This is a genomic window from Rhodopila sp. (genome assembly GCF_035548235.1).
Taxonomy (GTDB): domain Bacteria; phylum Pseudomonadota; class Alphaproteobacteria; order Acetobacterales; family Acetobacteraceae; genus Rhodopila.
This window is the reverse complement of the sequence record NZ_DASZTJ010000036.1, coordinates 83,046-97,905: the sequence shown is the minus strand read 5'-3', so window position 1 is coordinate 97,905 and position 14,860 is coordinate 83,046. Positions and strand designations below refer to the sequence as shown.

Here is a 14,860-nt window from a genome sequence, read left to right as displayed (position 1 = left end):
TGATGGCCATGGCATCGCAACGGTTTCACGGTCGATGCAAATCCGTCCCGCTGTGGCATGGCTGCAAGAAGGGTTTACTGAACCGGCAATGAATTATAAGCAACGTCACGTCGTTTCAAACTGAAACAGTTCTCGGGATACGCATGTGTTATCAAGATTATGGGTCCGTCCTTTCGCTTGTCCTATGTAACCAGCATTACACACCGGCAAAGCAATTTCCGGCGTTCGTGATAATCTTCAAGTCGTGGTGACTTGCCGCGCGCGTGCCCCTGCCGAATATGCGCTGATGCTGAGTTCGCGGAACGGAAACCGCCGTCACAGCGCAAATCGCCACTAGGACCGAATGAAACGGTCTGTAACAGGAGTCCCCAAGTATGCGCTTGAGCAATGCGATTCTTGCTTCCGCCTTCCTGGCGATCCCCGCCGCCGCGCTCGCGCAGCCGGTCGACGGTCTCTACATCGGCGGAGGCGTCGGTCTGCACATACCGCAGAATCCGCAAGTCACCCCGATGGGTCCGGGCTATGGCAACAGGCAGATCAACCTTGACGAGAATCTTGGCTTCAACAGCGAACTGTCGCTGGGCTACGGTTTCGGCAACGGCTTCCGCGTGGAGTTGGAAGGCGACTTCATGCGCAGCGGCGTCCGCAGCCTGCAGGGCACCAATTTCCCCACCGCGCCCGGCGGGGCCGTGCGGACCTGGGGCCTGATGGGCAACGCCCTGTATGATTTCGATGTCGGCACGCCCTATGTGTTCCCGTATGTCGGCCTGGGTGCCGGTTACCAATGGACGAAGTTCAACGATGTCTCCTTCCAGCAGCCGGGCGGCCCGTTCTCGTTCAACAGCGACTCGCAGAGCGGCTCTTTCGCCTGGCAGGCGATCGTCGGCGCGTCCTTCCCGCTTCCGTGGGTGCGGGGCCTGTCGGCCACGGCGGACTACCGCTTCATGGACATCCTGGGCGGTCAGAAATTCGACAGTTCGGGGACCGCGGGCGGCATGAAGCTGCATAACCAGTTCGACCATGAGTTGGTGTTCGGCGTCCGCTACGCATTCAACACGCCGTCCCCGCCGCCGCCCGCCCCGACCCCCGTCGCGACCCCGGCGCCTGCGCCGGCACGCTCCTACCTCGTGTTCTTCGACTGGGATAAGGCGTCCCTGACGGACCGTGCCCGGCAGATCATCAAAGAGGCCGCAGACAACTCGACCCACGTCCAGTACACGCGGATCGACGTCAACGGCTACACCGACACCTCCGGCACGCCGCGCTATAACCAAGGCCTGTCCGAGCGTCGCGCCAATGCCGTGGCCGGCGAACTGGTGCGTGACGGCGTGCCGCAGAACGCGATCTCCGTCCAGGGCTTCGGCGAAACGCACCTGCTGGTCCCCACCGGCCCCGGCGTGCGCGAACCGCAGAACCGCCGCGTGGAGATCGTCATCCACTAAACCGGTCCAATCCTGACCAGACGACGAGTAGCCCGCCTCACGGCGGGCTATTTCGTGTACGCCTTGACTGAAAGCAACGCACGGATGGCAGTCGGCCCTTCGACGCGCCACATTCGGCGTCATGGAACAGACAGACACGATCGACCTGGCCCCAGACGAGCATCTCTGGACCCAGGTCCTGAACCGCCAGGCCGAGGCCGGCTTCTTCTACGCCGTCACCACCATGGGGGTGTATTGCCGGCCCGGCTGTCCCTCTCCGCGGCCGCTGCGCAAGAACACGCGCTTCTTCGCCGACACGCAGGCCGCCGAGGCCGCCGGCTTCCGCGCCTGCAAGCGCTGCGATCCCAAGGGGGAGCGTGCTCGGCTCGCGCAGGCCGTGGTCAGCGACGCCTGCGCCTTCATGGAGGCGTCGGAGGCGATCCCGTCACTGGATACCCTGGCCAAGCGCTCCGGCTACTCGCGCTTTCATTTCCTGCGGATGTTCCGTGCCCACACCGGGCTGACGCCGCGCAGCTATGCCGAGGGCGTGCGCGCCCGCCGCCTGCACGCCGCGCTGGCGCAGGGGGAACGCGTGGTGGACGCCGTCGCCGACGCGGGGTTCGGATCGGAAAGCCGGGTCTATGAGAAGACCGGCGCGATCCTGGGCATGACCCCCGGGTCCGCCCGCCGCGGCGGCGCGGGGGAAGTGATCCGCACCGCCTTCGCCGACTGCCCGTTCGGGCGGCTGCTGGTCGGCGCCACCGACAAGGGCGTCTGCTTCATCGGTTTCGCCGAACCCGACGAGGCGCTGATGGGCGACCTGCGCCGCCGTTTCCCCCAGGCCCGGATCGTGCCGGACGACGCCGCCCTGGCCGGGACGGTGCGGGCGGTGATCGATTTCCTCGCGGAACCCAAACAGGCATTGGACCTGCCGCTGGACCTGCGCGGCACCGCGTTCCAGCAACGGGTCTGGCGCACCCTGTGCGAGATCCCGCCGGGCGAAACTCGCACCTATGCCCAACTGGCGCGGATGGTCGGCAACCCGAAGGCGATCCGGGCGGTCGCACGGTCCTGCGCGACGAATCCGGTGTCGCTGGCAGTGCCATGTCACAGGGTGGTCGGCAGCGACGGCAACCTGACCGGCTATCGTTGGGGCGTGCCGCGCAAACAGGCGCTGCTAGAGCAGGAGCGGCGGGCACGGCGTCCCCTGTCAGCCGCGGGCTGACAGGGGACGTAAGGATCAGCGCTTGATCGGCGCGAAGGCCGCCGGCGTCATCAGGTTGTTTCTTTGCGCGATCAAATAGCCGGCCTCTGCGGTTTTCTGTAGATACGCCTGCCACTCGGGGTCCGCCTGCATCGCCGCACGGCGGGTGGCGCGATCAGCCGCGTCCTTATAGACCCAGATATGGACGAACGTGTTCACTTCACCCGACTCGGTGATCAGGTAGGCGAGCGGCTCGCCCAGGTGGCGCTTCTGCGGGGTCAGGCCGAACTCCTGATACAGCGCCATCTGCTTGGCCATGGTGCCTGGCTTGACGGTGTAGGTGCGGTGGTCGATCAGCATCAAACGAATCCTCTGTATGGCTGCCCTCGGGATCGAGGCGCGATCAAGCAGGTACAGCCGACGTCAGATGGCGCACGATGATCGCCGCCAACGCCTCGCAACCCGCCTGATCGTCGGCATCGAAGCGCGCCTGGATCTGGCTGTCCAGGTCCAGCACCCCGAACACCGACCCATCGGTGTGGACAAGCGGCACCACCAGTTCGGCGTTCGAGGCGGAGTCGCAGGCTATATGGCCCGGGAACGCATGAACGTCGGGCACAACGATCGATTCCCGCCGCGCCACGGCCGATCCGCACACGCCTTGCCCGACCGGGATCCGCACGCAGGCCGGCTTGCCCTGGAAGGGACCCAAGACCAGCGTTTCCCCGCGCAACCTGTAGAAACCCGCCCAGTTCAGGTCGGGCAGACGGTCGAAGATCAGGGCCGACGCATTGGCCAGGTTGGCCACCACGTCCGCTTCCCCGGACAGCAGCGCATGCAACTCCGCCGCCATCTCCCGATACAGGTCCGGCTTGCCGAACGAGGCAGATGCGGCACGCGGGGCGAACATAGTGTTGTGACCCTCCCGAAGGCGGCGAGCGGCGCCTGGGCTACCAAGGGGGACAGGTCGGGACAAGGGGCGTTATCGCATGACGGTCCGGCCGCCCCTCGGCCATGGATGCAGGCCGCGCTGCTAGTGGGTCGCGCGTACCGCTTCGCTGCCGCGGGCCCGCGTGGGCATTGGCTCCGCCGTGATCCGCATCGTGGACGCCGCGTCGCGCAGGATCGTGCGCAGTTCCCGCAGGAACGCCATGCCGGTCGCAGTGCGCTGTACCAGCACGCTCCGACGGTCCAGCGGATCGGTCTTCCGCCGCACCAGGTCGAATTCCGAAAGCCTGTCGAGCGCACGGGTGATCGCCGGCTTCGAAACGCCCAGCTTGCCAGCCAGACCGCGCACCGTCTGCGCGTCCGACTCCAGATAGCAGGTCAAGAACACGCCAAGCTGCCGAGCGGAGAGATCAGGTCCGTCCCGGCGCACCAGTTCCACGATCGCGGTCCGAAGGATTCCGGCCAGTCCATCGCTGACTTCATTCGTGATCATTCGCCCATACCTTTCTTTTGAGCGGAAGCCCGCCGGCGGGATAGCCTTGCCGGGCTCACGCTACAAATGGTCGCCACGTTCGGCTTCATAAATCTTCAGCAGCGCAGCAGCCGGGGGATAGTTGTCACGGTAGCGAATTCGTGTCTCGTAACGAAGCAGTGAACCGCTCGCATTTGTTACCGGACATTGATTAAGTAGCCGCAATTATACTCAAATTTGGCAAGTTGTACCGATGATTTGTAAAATACGGTCAGACATCGCAAATAGCTGTAACATCCAGTCAACCCCGCCGGTATGACGCAGAAATCGAGGAATTCAGTGTAACAGCACACGCAAGGCGTGTCTGAAATATATGATTGCACGCGCAATTTTCGGCGAACCTGACGGCAACGCGACGCAGCAGCCGCGAGGGCCGCCAGCCATTCGTCACGAAATGCCGTTCCCTGTGACAGTTGCGGTTTCGTATCCGGAAGATGAGCGCAAATTCATCTTCGAAAACCCGACCCAATGCGAAACCGCCGCGGAAAGCCTGATACCGGGCCGCATCGACCATGCCCGAACGTGTCATGCCGACGTAGATCCGCTGATATCGCGGAATTCATGGATGGTTAGGACCAGTCCCGCAGGCGCCAATTCATCCTGTCACCCCAGGCTTTTGGTCACCATCTCATAGGTGTTGCGCGACAGGCCCGGCAGATCCAGGACGCGCTGCAGTTGCGCCTTCATCAAGGCCTGCCGGCCGGGATCGAAGCGCCGCCACTGCCCGAGCGGCGAGACCATCCTGGCGGCGACCTGGGGATTGGCGGGGTCCAGCGCGATCAGCGTATCTGCGTACAACTCATAGCCGGCCCCGGCCGCATCGTGAAAACGCACCTGGTTCGCGGCGAAACTACCAACCAGCGCCCGTACCCGGTTCGGGTTGCGCAGGTCGAAGTCGGTGTGCGTTTTCAGCGCGCCGACCGCGCGGACGGTACCTGGCAGGGACGACAGCGCCTGGATGGCAAACCACTTGTCCAGCACAAGCGCGTCGCCATGCCACGCCTCATAGAACGACGCCAGCGCCCGTTCACGGTCCCGCCCCTCGATGCCGCCCAGCACCGACAGCGCCGCCAGCACGTCCGTCATGTTCTGACGTGCGTCGAACTGCGCCTTGGCGCGGTCGGCCTCATTCAGGTACCACAGCACGGTGTTGCGCAGGGCGCGGCGTCCGATGGACGACCCATCGATGGCATAGGCGCCGGTCTCGGTCAGCGTGTCATACAGCGTCGACAACCGATCCCGCAGCGAAGCGGCGATTGCCGCTCGGGTCATTTCCCGTACCGAATGTATGGCATCCACATCCACAATCGTCATGCGGTCCGCGAGCGTTGCCTCGCCCGGCAACGCCAGCGCCTCGGCGGCGAGGGCCGGCTCCTGGTCCAGGGCCGCGGCGGCGGCCTCGACCAGCGCCGGGTCGACCGTTGGCTGCCGGCCTTGCTGCACCGAGGCGACCATGTCCAGCAGCGCCTGGGACGCGAATTGCTGGCCGGAATCCCAGCGGACGAACGGATCGGTGTCGTGTGCGGCCAGGAAGCGCAGCCGGTCCGGCGACAGCCCGCTCAGCTTCACCGGTGCGGAGAAGCCGCGCAGCCCCGAGGGGACCGGCGGGCTGGCGACATCCACGAACTCGAACCGGCTGGTCGGTTCGGTCACCAGCAGGACGCGGGTGCCGGCCCGACCCTCGGCCTCGCCGTCCAGGCGAGTGGTCAGTTCCTGTCCATTGCCGTCCAGCAGGCCCATCGCCACGGGGATGACCAGCGGGTTCTTGTCCGGCTGGCCCGGCGTCGGCTTGGTCATCTGCCGGATAGTCAGCGCGTAGCGCTTGGCGGCAGGGTCGTACTCGTCCTCGATCGTCAGTTCCGGCGTGCCGGCCTGGTGATACCAGCGCTTGAAATCCGTCAGGTCGACGCCGGACGCGTCCTGCATCGCCTGCACGAAATCATCGATCGTCACGGCGTGGTTGTCATGCCGCGCGAAATACAAGTCCATGCCGCGGCGGAACGCGTCCTTGCCGATGATGGTGGCCATCATGCGGATCACCTCGGCGCCCTTGTTGTAGATCGTCGCGGTATAGAAATTATCGATCGCCATGTAGCTGGCCGGTTGCACCGGATGCGCGAGTGGCCCCGCGTCCTCCCGGAACTGCGCCGCCCGCAGCGCCCGTACGTCCCCGATCCGCTTCACTGCCCGGCTATTCTGGTCACCCGAGAACTCCTGGTCGCGATAGACCGTCAATCCCTCCTTCAAAGAGAGCTGGAACCAGTCGCGACAGGTGACGCGGTTGCCGGTCCAGTTATGGAAATACTCGTGCGCGATCACCGATTCGATGCCGAGATAGTCGGCGTCAGTCGCCGTCTCTGGCCGGGCGAGAACGTATTTCGTGTTGAAAACGTTGAGGCCCTTGTTCTCCATCGCGCCCATGTTGAAGTCCGAGACGGCGGCGATGTTGAAGACGTCCAGGTCGTACTCCAGGCCGAACACCTCTTCGTCCCATGTCATCGAGGTCTTCAGCGACCGCATCGCATGCGCACACCGATCTTCATCGCCGCGCCGGACATAGATGCCCAAAGCCACCGCCCGACCCGACCGGGTGGTGAAGCTGTCCTTGACGGAAACGAGGTCGCCGGCGACCAGCGCGAACAGGTAGCACGGTTTCGGATGCGGATCGGTCCAGGTCACGGCATGCAGCCCCCCGCCCACATCCTCGATCGCGCTCGGGTTGCCGTTCGACAGCATCACAGGACACGTCGCCTTGTCCGCGACGATCCGCACCGTGTAACGCGACATCACGTCCGGGCGGTCGGGGAAATAGGTGATACGGCGGAATCCCTGCGCCTCGCACTGGGTGAAGAAGCTGCCGCCGGACGTGTAGAGGCCGCTCAGTTCGGTGTTCTTCGACGGCGCGATCCGAGTTTCGATCTCCAGCACCCCGGCATCGGGCATGTTGGGGATGCGCAGCCCGTGGGGCAGCACCTCATGCGTTACGGCCTTGCCGTCCAGCGTGATGCCGACCAGGGTCAGCGCCTCCCCATCCAGTTCCAGCGGCAGCCCGGCCTCCCGCGCCGGATTGCGCCGGATGCCCAGGCGGGCGACCACACGCGTGGCGTCCGGGTCCAGGTCGAAGCTCAGCGCGACGGTATCGACCAGGAAAGCGGGTGGCCGGTAATCCGCCAGCCGGATTTCGACGGGCGCATCGGCTTGCACGAGGTCGTTGGGCATGCTGTCTCCGGCGTTGGGTCAAGGGAGGAGTATCGCATCAATCCTCCCTCGCGCCAGCATCACCGGTTGCGCGCCGCCTCCGCCAGCACTTCTTTCGCCAGGGGCAGCATCGCGTAATCGACCATCGCCCCCTTGTAGCTGACAGCGCCGAGACCGGCCTTTTCCGCCGCGTCGAACGCCTCCAGCAGGCCGGTGAAGTAGGCGACTTCCTCCGCCGTCGGGCGGTAGACGGCATTGGCAATCGGCACGTGGCTGGGGTGCATGACGGCGACGCCGCTGTAGCCGATGTCGCGCGCCTTGCGGATCAGCGCCTCGACCGCCGGCAAGTCGTCCTGCGCCGTCCCGAAAATGCCCGCCAACGGATACATCGCCCCCGCCGCGCGGCTGTCCAGCACCAGCTTGGAAGCGAGATACAGTTGCTCCTCCCCGCCCGAGGTCGCGCGGAAGCCGAAGGCGCGGGCGAAATCGCCCGACACGGGGCCGCTGATCGCGCCGTGGATGCCGCGCACGCGGCTGCTGGCCTTGGCGAGGTGATAGGCGTCGTACATGCCCTGCGCCGTCTCCGGCAACGGCAGGATGCCGACAGTGCCCAGCGGCAGGCCTGCGCGGCCCTCGGCATGGCTCAGCAGGTCGTGGACTTGGCGGACTTCGTCCGGCGTGGCGACCTTGGGCATGACGATCGCGGTCAGGCCGTCGGTCACGGCGGCCTTGATCTCGGCCGGCGTACCCTCGAACAGCGGCTGGATGCGTACGAAGGCGCCGACGCCGGCATCGCGCAGTTCGTGGATCTCGCTGTGCAGATGGTCCATGGCCTGGGACTTGAACTGCGGGGGGACCGAGTCCTCGATGTCCAGCACCGCGGCGTGCGGCCCGACACGGATGGCCTTGCCAACCCAATCGCGGCGATGGGCGGGAACGAACAGCGCGGAACGGATAGGCCACATGGTCTGGAGTCTCCTCTTTGCGTCGTTCTAGCGCAGGGGGAACGGTCCCGTCATGGGGCGAGGTGCGGTCACATCCGCGAACGCCGGTTTCGCTGGAGGGTCACGGTCGACCAGATCAGCCGCAAGCCGCGACGCAAGCCCTGACGCAGCAGCGGATAGCGGTGTCCCACCGCCCGCAGCGGGCGTGTCGTCCGCCAGATCGTGCTGGCTTCAATGAGGTCCAAACGCTGGGTCACGTCGGCGGACCGTCGTTCGGCGTCCCGACGCCTCGCAGCGGCCTCGTTCAATGCCTGTCTCAGATCGGTATTCGCCTGAGCGGTCTCCGCCTCGGCTTCCGCTCGCCGCGCGGCCAGGGCGTCGGCCTCGTTCGCCCGAGACCGTTCCGTCTCAAGGCAGGCCTCGGTCCTTTGGACACTCAGGCGCTCCGCCGCCAGTGCGGATTCCAGTTCATCGATATGCTGCTTCAAGGAGGCGATACGCTGGTCGTTCGTATCCTGCATGCGTTCCGCCATGGCGCGTACGCTTCGAAGCGCGTCGCGCAGCGCGGCGATCGCGTCGTCCCTGGCGGGAATCATTGATGGCGGCGAGTGGGCGCCCTGATCTGCGGCCGTCGCCGGGCTGGTCGTTCCGGTGGTCCTTGAAACGAACTCCCTGAAAGCCTTCTCGCCGTCCAGTCCTTCTTCTTCTTCCCATGCTTTCAAGCGATCCACGATGTCGTAGACAGCCCGCAGCAGTGCCACCGCGATCGGATAGCCGTCGACGGCATCATCACTTGTCCGTCCTCGCCAATAATCGATTCTTGCGTGCGCGAACCCGGCCAGGTCGTTGCCGGCGTGTTCGGCGCGTATCCTGTCGGCCATCGAGGTGTAGCGATTCGTCTTGGCGATCCATTCCGCCACATTTCTGTACGACAGATGCTGGACGCAAACACCATGCTCCGGCAGGATGTCGTATCGGCGGTCCGAATGGAAGACGTACCCGCCATGGACCGTACGGACAAAGCTGACAGCGCCGCGCCGAAACAGTCTCGGTTGAAACTCCGGCCAGTAATAGGACCGCTCGTCGTGGACCCCAAGGATCCAATGGCGCTGCGCGATTCCGTAGATATCGGCGCGCGGCGCCTGTAATTCCTGTTTGATGAACGCCGCGGCCTCCTGGCTCAGGCATTCGTCGTCGTCCAGGCACAAGATCCATTCGTTCCTGCATTGGGCCAAGGCGAAGGCGCGCGTATCCTCGACGACGGGCGTCCAAGGGACGGTGATCAGGCGATCGCAATATCTGGCGGCGATTTCCGCGGTGCGGTCGGTTGAGGACTTATCGACGACAATCACTTCATCCGCGAAGGACAGCGGCGCGAGGCAGGCATTGATGATCGCTTCCCTGTTGTATGCGATCACGAAGACGCTGATCGGCGCTCGTGGCTGGCCGTCCGCCGGAGGTCGCGCTCCAGCGGCAGACACAATCTGGGGTGGATCCGTGACCATCTCGCCCCTCACATGAACTTCCGCGGGGACTTCCGCGGGTCAGTCGCGACCTACGGAGAGACATGCCAGAAATGCACGGTCAGGGGAAAGGGGGCGGGACGCCGGCGGGCCGGTTGCCCACCCCGAACCATCAGCCGGCGCGCAGCGGCTCGGGCGGCGGGTTCGGTGGGACCGGAATCGGCAGCGGCGGTTCCTCGACCGGCGGCGGTTCGTCCGGGTCGGGATGCCGTTGAGGGTCGCCAGGGGGGATCGGCGGGTCGGACATCAAGAGCCAATCGTCGTTCATGCCTGTCACCTCTTTCACGAGAGTGATCGTTCTTCCTCCGGTCCGGTTTCCGGACTCGCCATCGGGATCGGTTGTTCCGCCATCTGCCTGAAACCCTCTATCGCTCGGCGCATCGCGACCGAACGTTGGCTCTCCGGCTCCAGAACGAAGCAGACGAAGGAGCGGCCGGTGATGGCATAATCCGTACCGGCGTCGATCGTCGGGTGCGTATCGTCATCCGGGACATTGGTATCCACCAGGCAGCGCCAGACGGAACCCCCGACCACTTCCGGGAGGCGAAAATTCACCATGTCATGGTGCGCGTTCAACACCAGCAACGCGGTCGCATCCATCGCCGGACGCTTTATGCCGGTGGCTTGCGCCCGCCCGTCCAGCAGCATGCCGAAGCAGCGGGCGTTGGGATCGTCCCATTCGGGCCCGGTGATGTCGGTCCCCGCCGGCGACAACCAGCGGACATCGCTGACGTCCAGGTCGGCGTTGTACTCCCCCGTGAGGAAGCGGGACCGGCGCAGGATCGGGAAGGACTGGCGCAGGACGATGACCTTGCGCACGAATTCCGCCAGTTCGACCTCCCGCTCGCCGAAATCCCAATTGACCCAGCTTATCTCATTGTCCTGGCAATAGGCGTTGTTGTTGCCGTTCTGCGTTCGGCCGAATTCGTCGCCGGCCAGCAGCATCGGCGTGCCCTGGGCCAGCAGCAGGCTGGCCAGCAGATTGCGCTTCTGCCGCTCCCGCAGCGCGATCACCTCCGGATCGTCGGTCGGTCCCTCGACACCGCAGTTCCAGGAGTAATTGTCGGAATGGCCGTCGCGGTTGTCCTCGCCATTCGCCTCGTTGTGCTTGTCGTTGTAGGATACCAGGTCGTGCAGCGTGAAACCATCGTGCGCGGTGATGAAGTTGACGCTGGCCCAAGGCTTGCGGCCGCGCCTGGCGAAACAATCGGCCGACGCCGCCAGGCGCGTGGCCATCTCGGCCTGCTTGCCGGGATCGCCCTTCCACCAGGCGCGCATCGTGTCGCGGAACTTATCGTTCCACTCGGCCCAGCCGGGCGGGAAGCCACCGACCTGGTAGCCGCCGGGACCGATATCCCAGGGTTCGGCGATCAGCTTGGTGTGCGACAGCACGGGGTCCTGCAGGCAGCATTGCAGGAAGCCGTGCGCTTCGTTGAAGCCATCGGATTCACGCGCCAGGATTGTTCCTAGGTCGAACCGGAACCCGTCGACATGCATCTCGGTCGCCCAATAGCGCAGGCTGTCGGTGACCATCTGCACCACGCGCGCGTGGCTCATGTTCAGCGTGTTTCCGGTGCCGGTGTCGTTGATGTAATAGCGCGGATTGTCCGGCATCAGCCGGTAGTACGACAGATTGTCGATGCCACGGAACGACAGGGTCGGCCCGTTCTCATTGCCCTCGGCGGTGTGATTGTAGACGACGTCCAGGATCACCTCCAGCCCGGCGTCGTGCAGGCGGGCGACCATCTCCCGGAACTCCGAGAAGACGAAGTCCGGCACGGCGGCATAGCGCGGGTCGGGGGCGAAGAAGCCGATCGAGTTGTAACCCCAGTAATTCGTCAGCCCCTTGTCCGACAGGTAGCTGTCGTTGACGAAGGCGTGGATGGGCAGCAGCTCGACAGCGGTGACGCCTAGCGACGTGATATAATCGACCACCTCTTTCCGTCCCAGGCCGGCGAAGGTGCCACGCAGATGCTCCGGCACCGCCGGGTGCCGTTTCGTGTAGCCGCGGACATGCGTCTCATAGACGATGGTGCGGTCCCAGGGGATGGAGGGCGGACGCTCCCGGCCCCAGGTGAAGGCGGGGTCTATCACCCGCCCCTTGGGCATGAACGGGGCGCTGTCACGCTCATCGAACGTCAGGTCGTCCTGACCCAGCGTGTAGCCGAACACCGCCGGATTCCAGGTCAGGTCCCCGACATGGGCCTGTGCGTAGGGGTCCAGGACCAGCTTGTTCGGGTTGAACCGATGTCCCGCCTCCGGCTCGTAGGGGCCATGCACGCGGTAGCCATAGGTCGTGCCCGGCCGAGCGTCGGGGAGATAGCCGTGCCAGACTTCGTTGGTGTACTCGGGAAGTTCGATACGTTCCAGCTCACGCCTGCCGCTCTCATCGAACAGGCACAGCTCGACCTTCGTAGCATGGGCGGAAAACAGGGAGAAATTGACGCCCAACCCATCCCAGGTCGCACCCCTTGGATCGGGGACGCCTTCTCGAACACGTGATTTCAGGATCGCCGGCGGCACGGTTCGCCTCTTCCAGGATGATCGGGCAAAAAAAGGGGGGCCGTGCCCCCCTTTGGTCGTCGCCGACCCGTCAGGCCGTGAGGCGGCCGAGGATATAGCCGACGGCGACCGCCACCAGCGTCGCGACGATCGGCTGCGACTTGATGACGTCACTGAACTGCGCGGCGGCTTGCTGGGCCTGGCCGGCGGCCTGGTTGTACAGGCCCTCGGCCTGGGTCTTGCCGTCGCCCGTCGCGTTGCCGACGGCTTCCTGGACACGCCCGCCAAACTCACGGGCAGCGCCTTCTACGCGATCATTCATGCGGACCTCCTGTGGTGCCGGGAAGTCCTTTAACGTGGGATCGCGGGTCGGGTTCCGAAACGGACGCTCAACCGAAGTTCATCGCCAGGCGCGCCGCGTCAGAAGTTCAGCTTCAGCCCGGGCGTCGGCCAGCGCATCTTCCCCAGTTGCCCCTGGTCGGACAGGGTGATGTAAGCGTCGCACATATCCGGCCCGCCGAAGCAGATATTCGTCGGATAGGTGTCCGGCATCTTCACCGCCCGCACGACGTCCCCGCCGGGCGAAATCTCGGTGATATACCCGGTGTTGAGCGTGGCGACGCAGACATGTCCATTGGCCAGCACCGCCAGGCTGTCGAACCGCGCATTGCTGGGCAAGCCGCAGATCACCCGTCCGGAATGGTGCGCGTGCGGCGCCGGCTTCTTCAGCACGCCCGGCGCCTCGATCTCGAACGCCCAGAGCCGGGCGCCTTCGGTGTCGGCGGCATAGAGCGTCTTGCCGTCCGGCGACAGGCCGCAGCCGTTCGGGCTGAGGATCGGATACGCGATCTCCTTGATCGACGACCCGTCGGGCAGCGCATAATATAGTCCGCCATGGTCGCGGTGGCGCGCGTAGCGCTTGCCCAGGTCGGTGAAATAGAACCCGCCATGCACGTCGAACACCAGGTCGTTCGGCGCCGAGAGCTTGTGTCCCCCGACCTCGGTATACAGCGTCTTCGCCTCGCCGGTCTTGGCGTCGATCCGCTGGATATAGCCGAACTTGTAGTCGGGATGCGGCGCGACACCCATCGAGTAGCCCTCGACATACTTGCTGCCGCCGTTGTTGCAGAGATACAGCGCCCCGTCCGGCCCGAAGGCCAGCCCGTTCGGGCCGCCGCCGCAGCGGGAGAAGACAGAGGTCTTGCCGTCCGGGGTCACGCGGGAGAGCTGGTTGTTGCGGATCTCGGTCAGGATGATCGAGCCGTCAGGGCAGACCACGGGTCCTTCCGGGAAGCCCAAGCCCCTGGCCAGGATCGTGACATCGCTCATGTGGTGTTCCCCCGTTTCTTGTCGTGCCTCCAGTGTCGTCCGAATAGGCAGCGCGTCAAGGCCGCTACCAGACCTGCATCTGCGGTGCACTGGTCTTGAAGCCGGTCAGCGACAGCGACCACTCCTTGTACGGCATGTAGCGCGGCGCCAGGAACTGGTAGCTGCGTTCGACGATTTTCCACAAGAATTCATCGACGTGATTCGGGGCGTTGGCCCAGTCGGTGAACATCGGCGTCCAGGCGCGGTTGGTCCGGTACAGCCAGTCGCGCCGCCGTTTCAGGTCGGCGACGGCGACCTCCGCGTCCTCCATCATTCCCAGCACGTCGTCCATCGCCGCGTCGACCTCATCGAAGCGGCGGTTGATCTCCTCGATGCCGCGGCGGGCAAGGATGCGGACCTGCTTCAGCGTTTCGGCGCGCGTTGGCGCCACGTCGTGCGCGGAGCGGTGGATCAGCTTTTCCGTCACCCAGGCGATGCCGCGGTTCAGCATGCGGCGCAGGGCTTCGATATAGGCCAGTTGTGCAATGATCTCGGCCAGCTTCGACCGAGCCTCGGACTCGTCCTTGAAGCCGAGGATATGCATCGCGCCGTCGATCGCCTCCCGCGCCAGGCCCTGGTTGGCGGGATCCGTCTCCCATCCTGGCTTGGCGCCACCCTGGATGGAATATTCCCGGCCCATCCGCGCGAACACGCAGCGCACGAGACTGTGCCACATCAGGCTGGAGGCGACCCGACGATCATGGTCCGTCGGTTCCCAACTCGCGACGCCGCCGAGTTCCGGAGGCAGCGTGTCGCCGATCTTGATGGCGACGACGTAATCCAGCGCCTGCTCGATCTGCCGCAGCATCTGCCCGTCCGGCGAGTCCTCGGCCAACCCGAATTCCCGAGCGAGGCTGCGTAGGGGCAACACCGCGGTCTGGCCGTCGAGCTTGATGACCATGGACGGGACCGCGGCGCCTTCGCTCAAGCGGAACACCGGGTCACCGAACATGCGGAACCCGGGATGCGACAGGTGGCAGACTGGCGGCGTGTACTGGCTCATGGTCAAGCGTCCCGAAAACGTCGGCCCAAGGACCGAAGAAGCCAGAACGGAGTTAATGGAGGGTTAACGGGACGGAATTTTCTGAGGAAATACAGATGTCTGCCGTTCGGTGCACGTCCATGAGCAGTTCGCCGCGGCCAGCCCTGTGCGGTCATCAACGACTCCAACCCGCTGAGATCGCGAAAATCGTGGATGGGTTCCGGCAGCACCCTGCCTG

13 protein-coding genes are annotated in these 14,860 nt (G+C 65.0%); 2 read left to right on the top strand and 11 right to left on the bottom strand.

The window, feature by feature from the left end; all coding sequences use genetic code 11:
• Positions 1–374: 374 nt before the first annotated feature.
• Positions 375–1,442 carry an OmpA family protein gene (locus VHB27_RS02830; protein ID WP_325597410.1) on the top strand — a complete coding sequence of 356 codons (1,068 nt, stop codon included), beginning with the start codon at positions 375–377 and terminating at the stop codon, positions 1,440–1,442.
• 121 nt (positions 1,443–1,563) lie between these two features.
• A complete protein-coding gene (gene ada, locus VHB27_RS02825) occupies positions 1,564–2,646 on the top strand; it encodes a bifunctional DNA-binding transcriptional regulator/O6-methylguanine-DNA methyltransferase Ada (protein WP_325597409.1) in 1,083 nt (360 codons plus the stop codon).
• Between the two features lie 15 nt (positions 2,647–2,661).
• Here ada and VHB27_RS02820 read toward each other — a convergent pair whose 3' ends face one another.
• The 11 genes from VHB27_RS02820 to VHB27_RS02770 all read right to left on the bottom strand — a co-directional run bounded on the left by VHB27_RS02820 (position 2,662) and on the right by VHB27_RS02770 (position 14,643).
• Positions 2,662–2,985 (bottom strand): NIPSNAP family protein, encoded by a 324-nt coding sequence (locus VHB27_RS02820; protein WP_325597408.1) that lies wholly within the window; start codon positions 2,983–2,985, stop codon positions 2,662–2,664.
• Positions 2,986–3,028: 43 nt separating this feature from the next.
• A complete protein-coding gene (locus tag VHB27_RS02815; protein ID WP_325597407.1) occupies positions 3,029–3,535 on the bottom strand; it encodes a GAF domain-containing protein in 507 nt (168 codons plus the stop codon).
• Between the two features lie 123 nt (positions 3,536–3,658).
• The gene (locus tag VHB27_RS02810; protein ID WP_325597406.1) at positions 3,659–4,066 is read right to left on the bottom strand and encodes a MarR family transcriptional regulator; all 408 of its coding nucleotides are present in this window, start codon (positions 4,064–4,066) and stop codon (positions 3,659–3,661) included.
• Between the two features lie 642 nt (positions 4,067–4,708).
• Entirely contained in the window at positions 4,709–7,324 is a 2,616-nt protein-coding gene (pepN, locus tag VHB27_RS02805; RefSeq protein WP_325597405.1) for an aminopeptidase N, read from the bottom strand.
• A gap of 59 nt (positions 7,325–7,383) precedes the next feature.
• Positions 7,384–8,268, bottom strand: a complete 885-nt coding sequence (locus VHB27_RS02800; RefSeq protein WP_325597404.1) for an HpcH/HpaI aldolase/citrate lyase family protein — start codon at positions 8,266–8,268, stop codon at positions 7,384–7,386.
• A 68-nt stretch (positions 8,269–8,336) separates the two neighbouring features.
• Positions 8,337–9,665, bottom strand: a complete 1,329-nt coding sequence (locus VHB27_RS02795) for a glycosyltransferase family 2 protein (RefSeq protein ID WP_325597403.1) — start codon at positions 9,663–9,665, stop codon at positions 8,337–8,339.
• Positions 9,666–9,882: 217 nt separating this feature from the next.
• Positions 9,883–10,038 carry a hypothetical protein gene (locus VHB27_RS02790; RefSeq protein ID WP_325597402.1) on the bottom strand — a complete coding sequence of 52 codons (156 nt, stop codon included), beginning with the start codon at positions 10,036–10,038 and terminating at the stop codon, positions 9,883–9,885.
• A gap of 14 nt (positions 10,039–10,052) precedes the next feature.
• Positions 10,053–12,293, bottom strand: coding sequence for a glycogen debranching protein GlgX (gene glgX, locus VHB27_RS02785; RefSeq protein WP_325597401.1), 2,241 nt, complete (start codon positions 12,291–12,293; stop codon positions 10,053–10,055).
• Positions 12,294–12,363: 70 nt separating this feature from the next.
• On the bottom strand, positions 12,364–12,594 hold the full coding sequence (locus VHB27_RS02780) for a CsbD family protein (protein ID WP_325597400.1): 231 nt from the start codon (positions 12,592–12,594) through the stop codon (positions 12,364–12,366).
• A 98-nt stretch (positions 12,595–12,692) separates the two neighbouring features.
• Positions 12,693–13,601: an SMP-30/gluconolactonase/LRE family protein gene (locus VHB27_RS02775; protein WP_325597399.1), complete on the bottom strand. Its 909-nt coding sequence runs from the start codon at positions 13,599–13,601 to the stop codon at positions 12,693–12,695.
• Between the two features lie 64 nt (positions 13,602–13,665).
• Positions 13,666–14,643: a hypothetical protein gene (locus tag VHB27_RS02770; RefSeq protein ID WP_325597398.1), complete on the bottom strand. Its 978-nt coding sequence runs from the start codon at positions 14,641–14,643 to the stop codon at positions 13,666–13,668.
• Positions 14,644–14,860 lie beyond the last annotated feature (217 nt).

Bases quoted from the DNA above. Each gene is read 5' to 3' on its own strand.
- VHB27_RS02830 (WP_325597410.1), top strand. From the start codon at position 375: ATGCGCTTGAGCAATGCGATTCTTGCTTCCGCCTTCCTGGCGATCCCC.
- ada (WP_325597409.1), top strand. From the start codon at position 1,564: ATGGAACAGACAGACACGATCGACCTGGCCCCAGACGAGCATCTCTGG.
- VHB27_RS02820 (WP_325597408.1), bottom strand. From the start codon at position 2,985: ATGCTGATCGACCACCGCACCTACACCGTCAAGCCAGGCACCATGGCC.
- VHB27_RS02815 (WP_325597407.1), bottom strand. From the start codon at position 3,535: ATGTTCGCCCCGCGTGCCGCATCTGCCTCGTTCGGCAAGCCGGACCTG.
- VHB27_RS02810 (WP_325597406.1), bottom strand. From the start codon at position 4,066: ATGATCACGAATGAAGTCAGCGATGGACTGGCCGGAATCCTTCGGACC.
- pepN (WP_325597405.1), bottom strand. From the start codon at position 7,324: ATGCCCAACGACCTCGTGCAAGCCGATGCGCCCGTCGAAATCCGGCTG.
- VHB27_RS02800 (WP_325597404.1), bottom strand. From the start codon at position 8,268: ATGTGGCCTATCCGTTCCGCGCTGTTCGTTCCCGCCCATCGCCGCGAT.
- VHB27_RS02790 (WP_325597402.1), bottom strand. From the start codon at position 10,038: ATGAACGACGATTGGCTCTTGATGTCCGACCCGCCGATCCCCCCTGGC.
- VHB27_RS02780 (WP_325597400.1), bottom strand. From the start codon at position 12,594: ATGAATGATCGCGTAGAAGGCGCTGCCCGTGAGTTTGGCGGGCGTGTC.
- VHB27_RS02775 (WP_325597399.1), bottom strand. From the start codon at position 13,601: ATGAGCGATGTCACGATCCTGGCCAGGGGCTTGGGCTTCCCGGAAGGA.
- VHB27_RS02770 (WP_325597398.1), bottom strand. From the start codon at position 14,643: ATGAGCCAGTACACGCCGCCAGTCTGCCACCTGTCGCATCCCGGGTTC.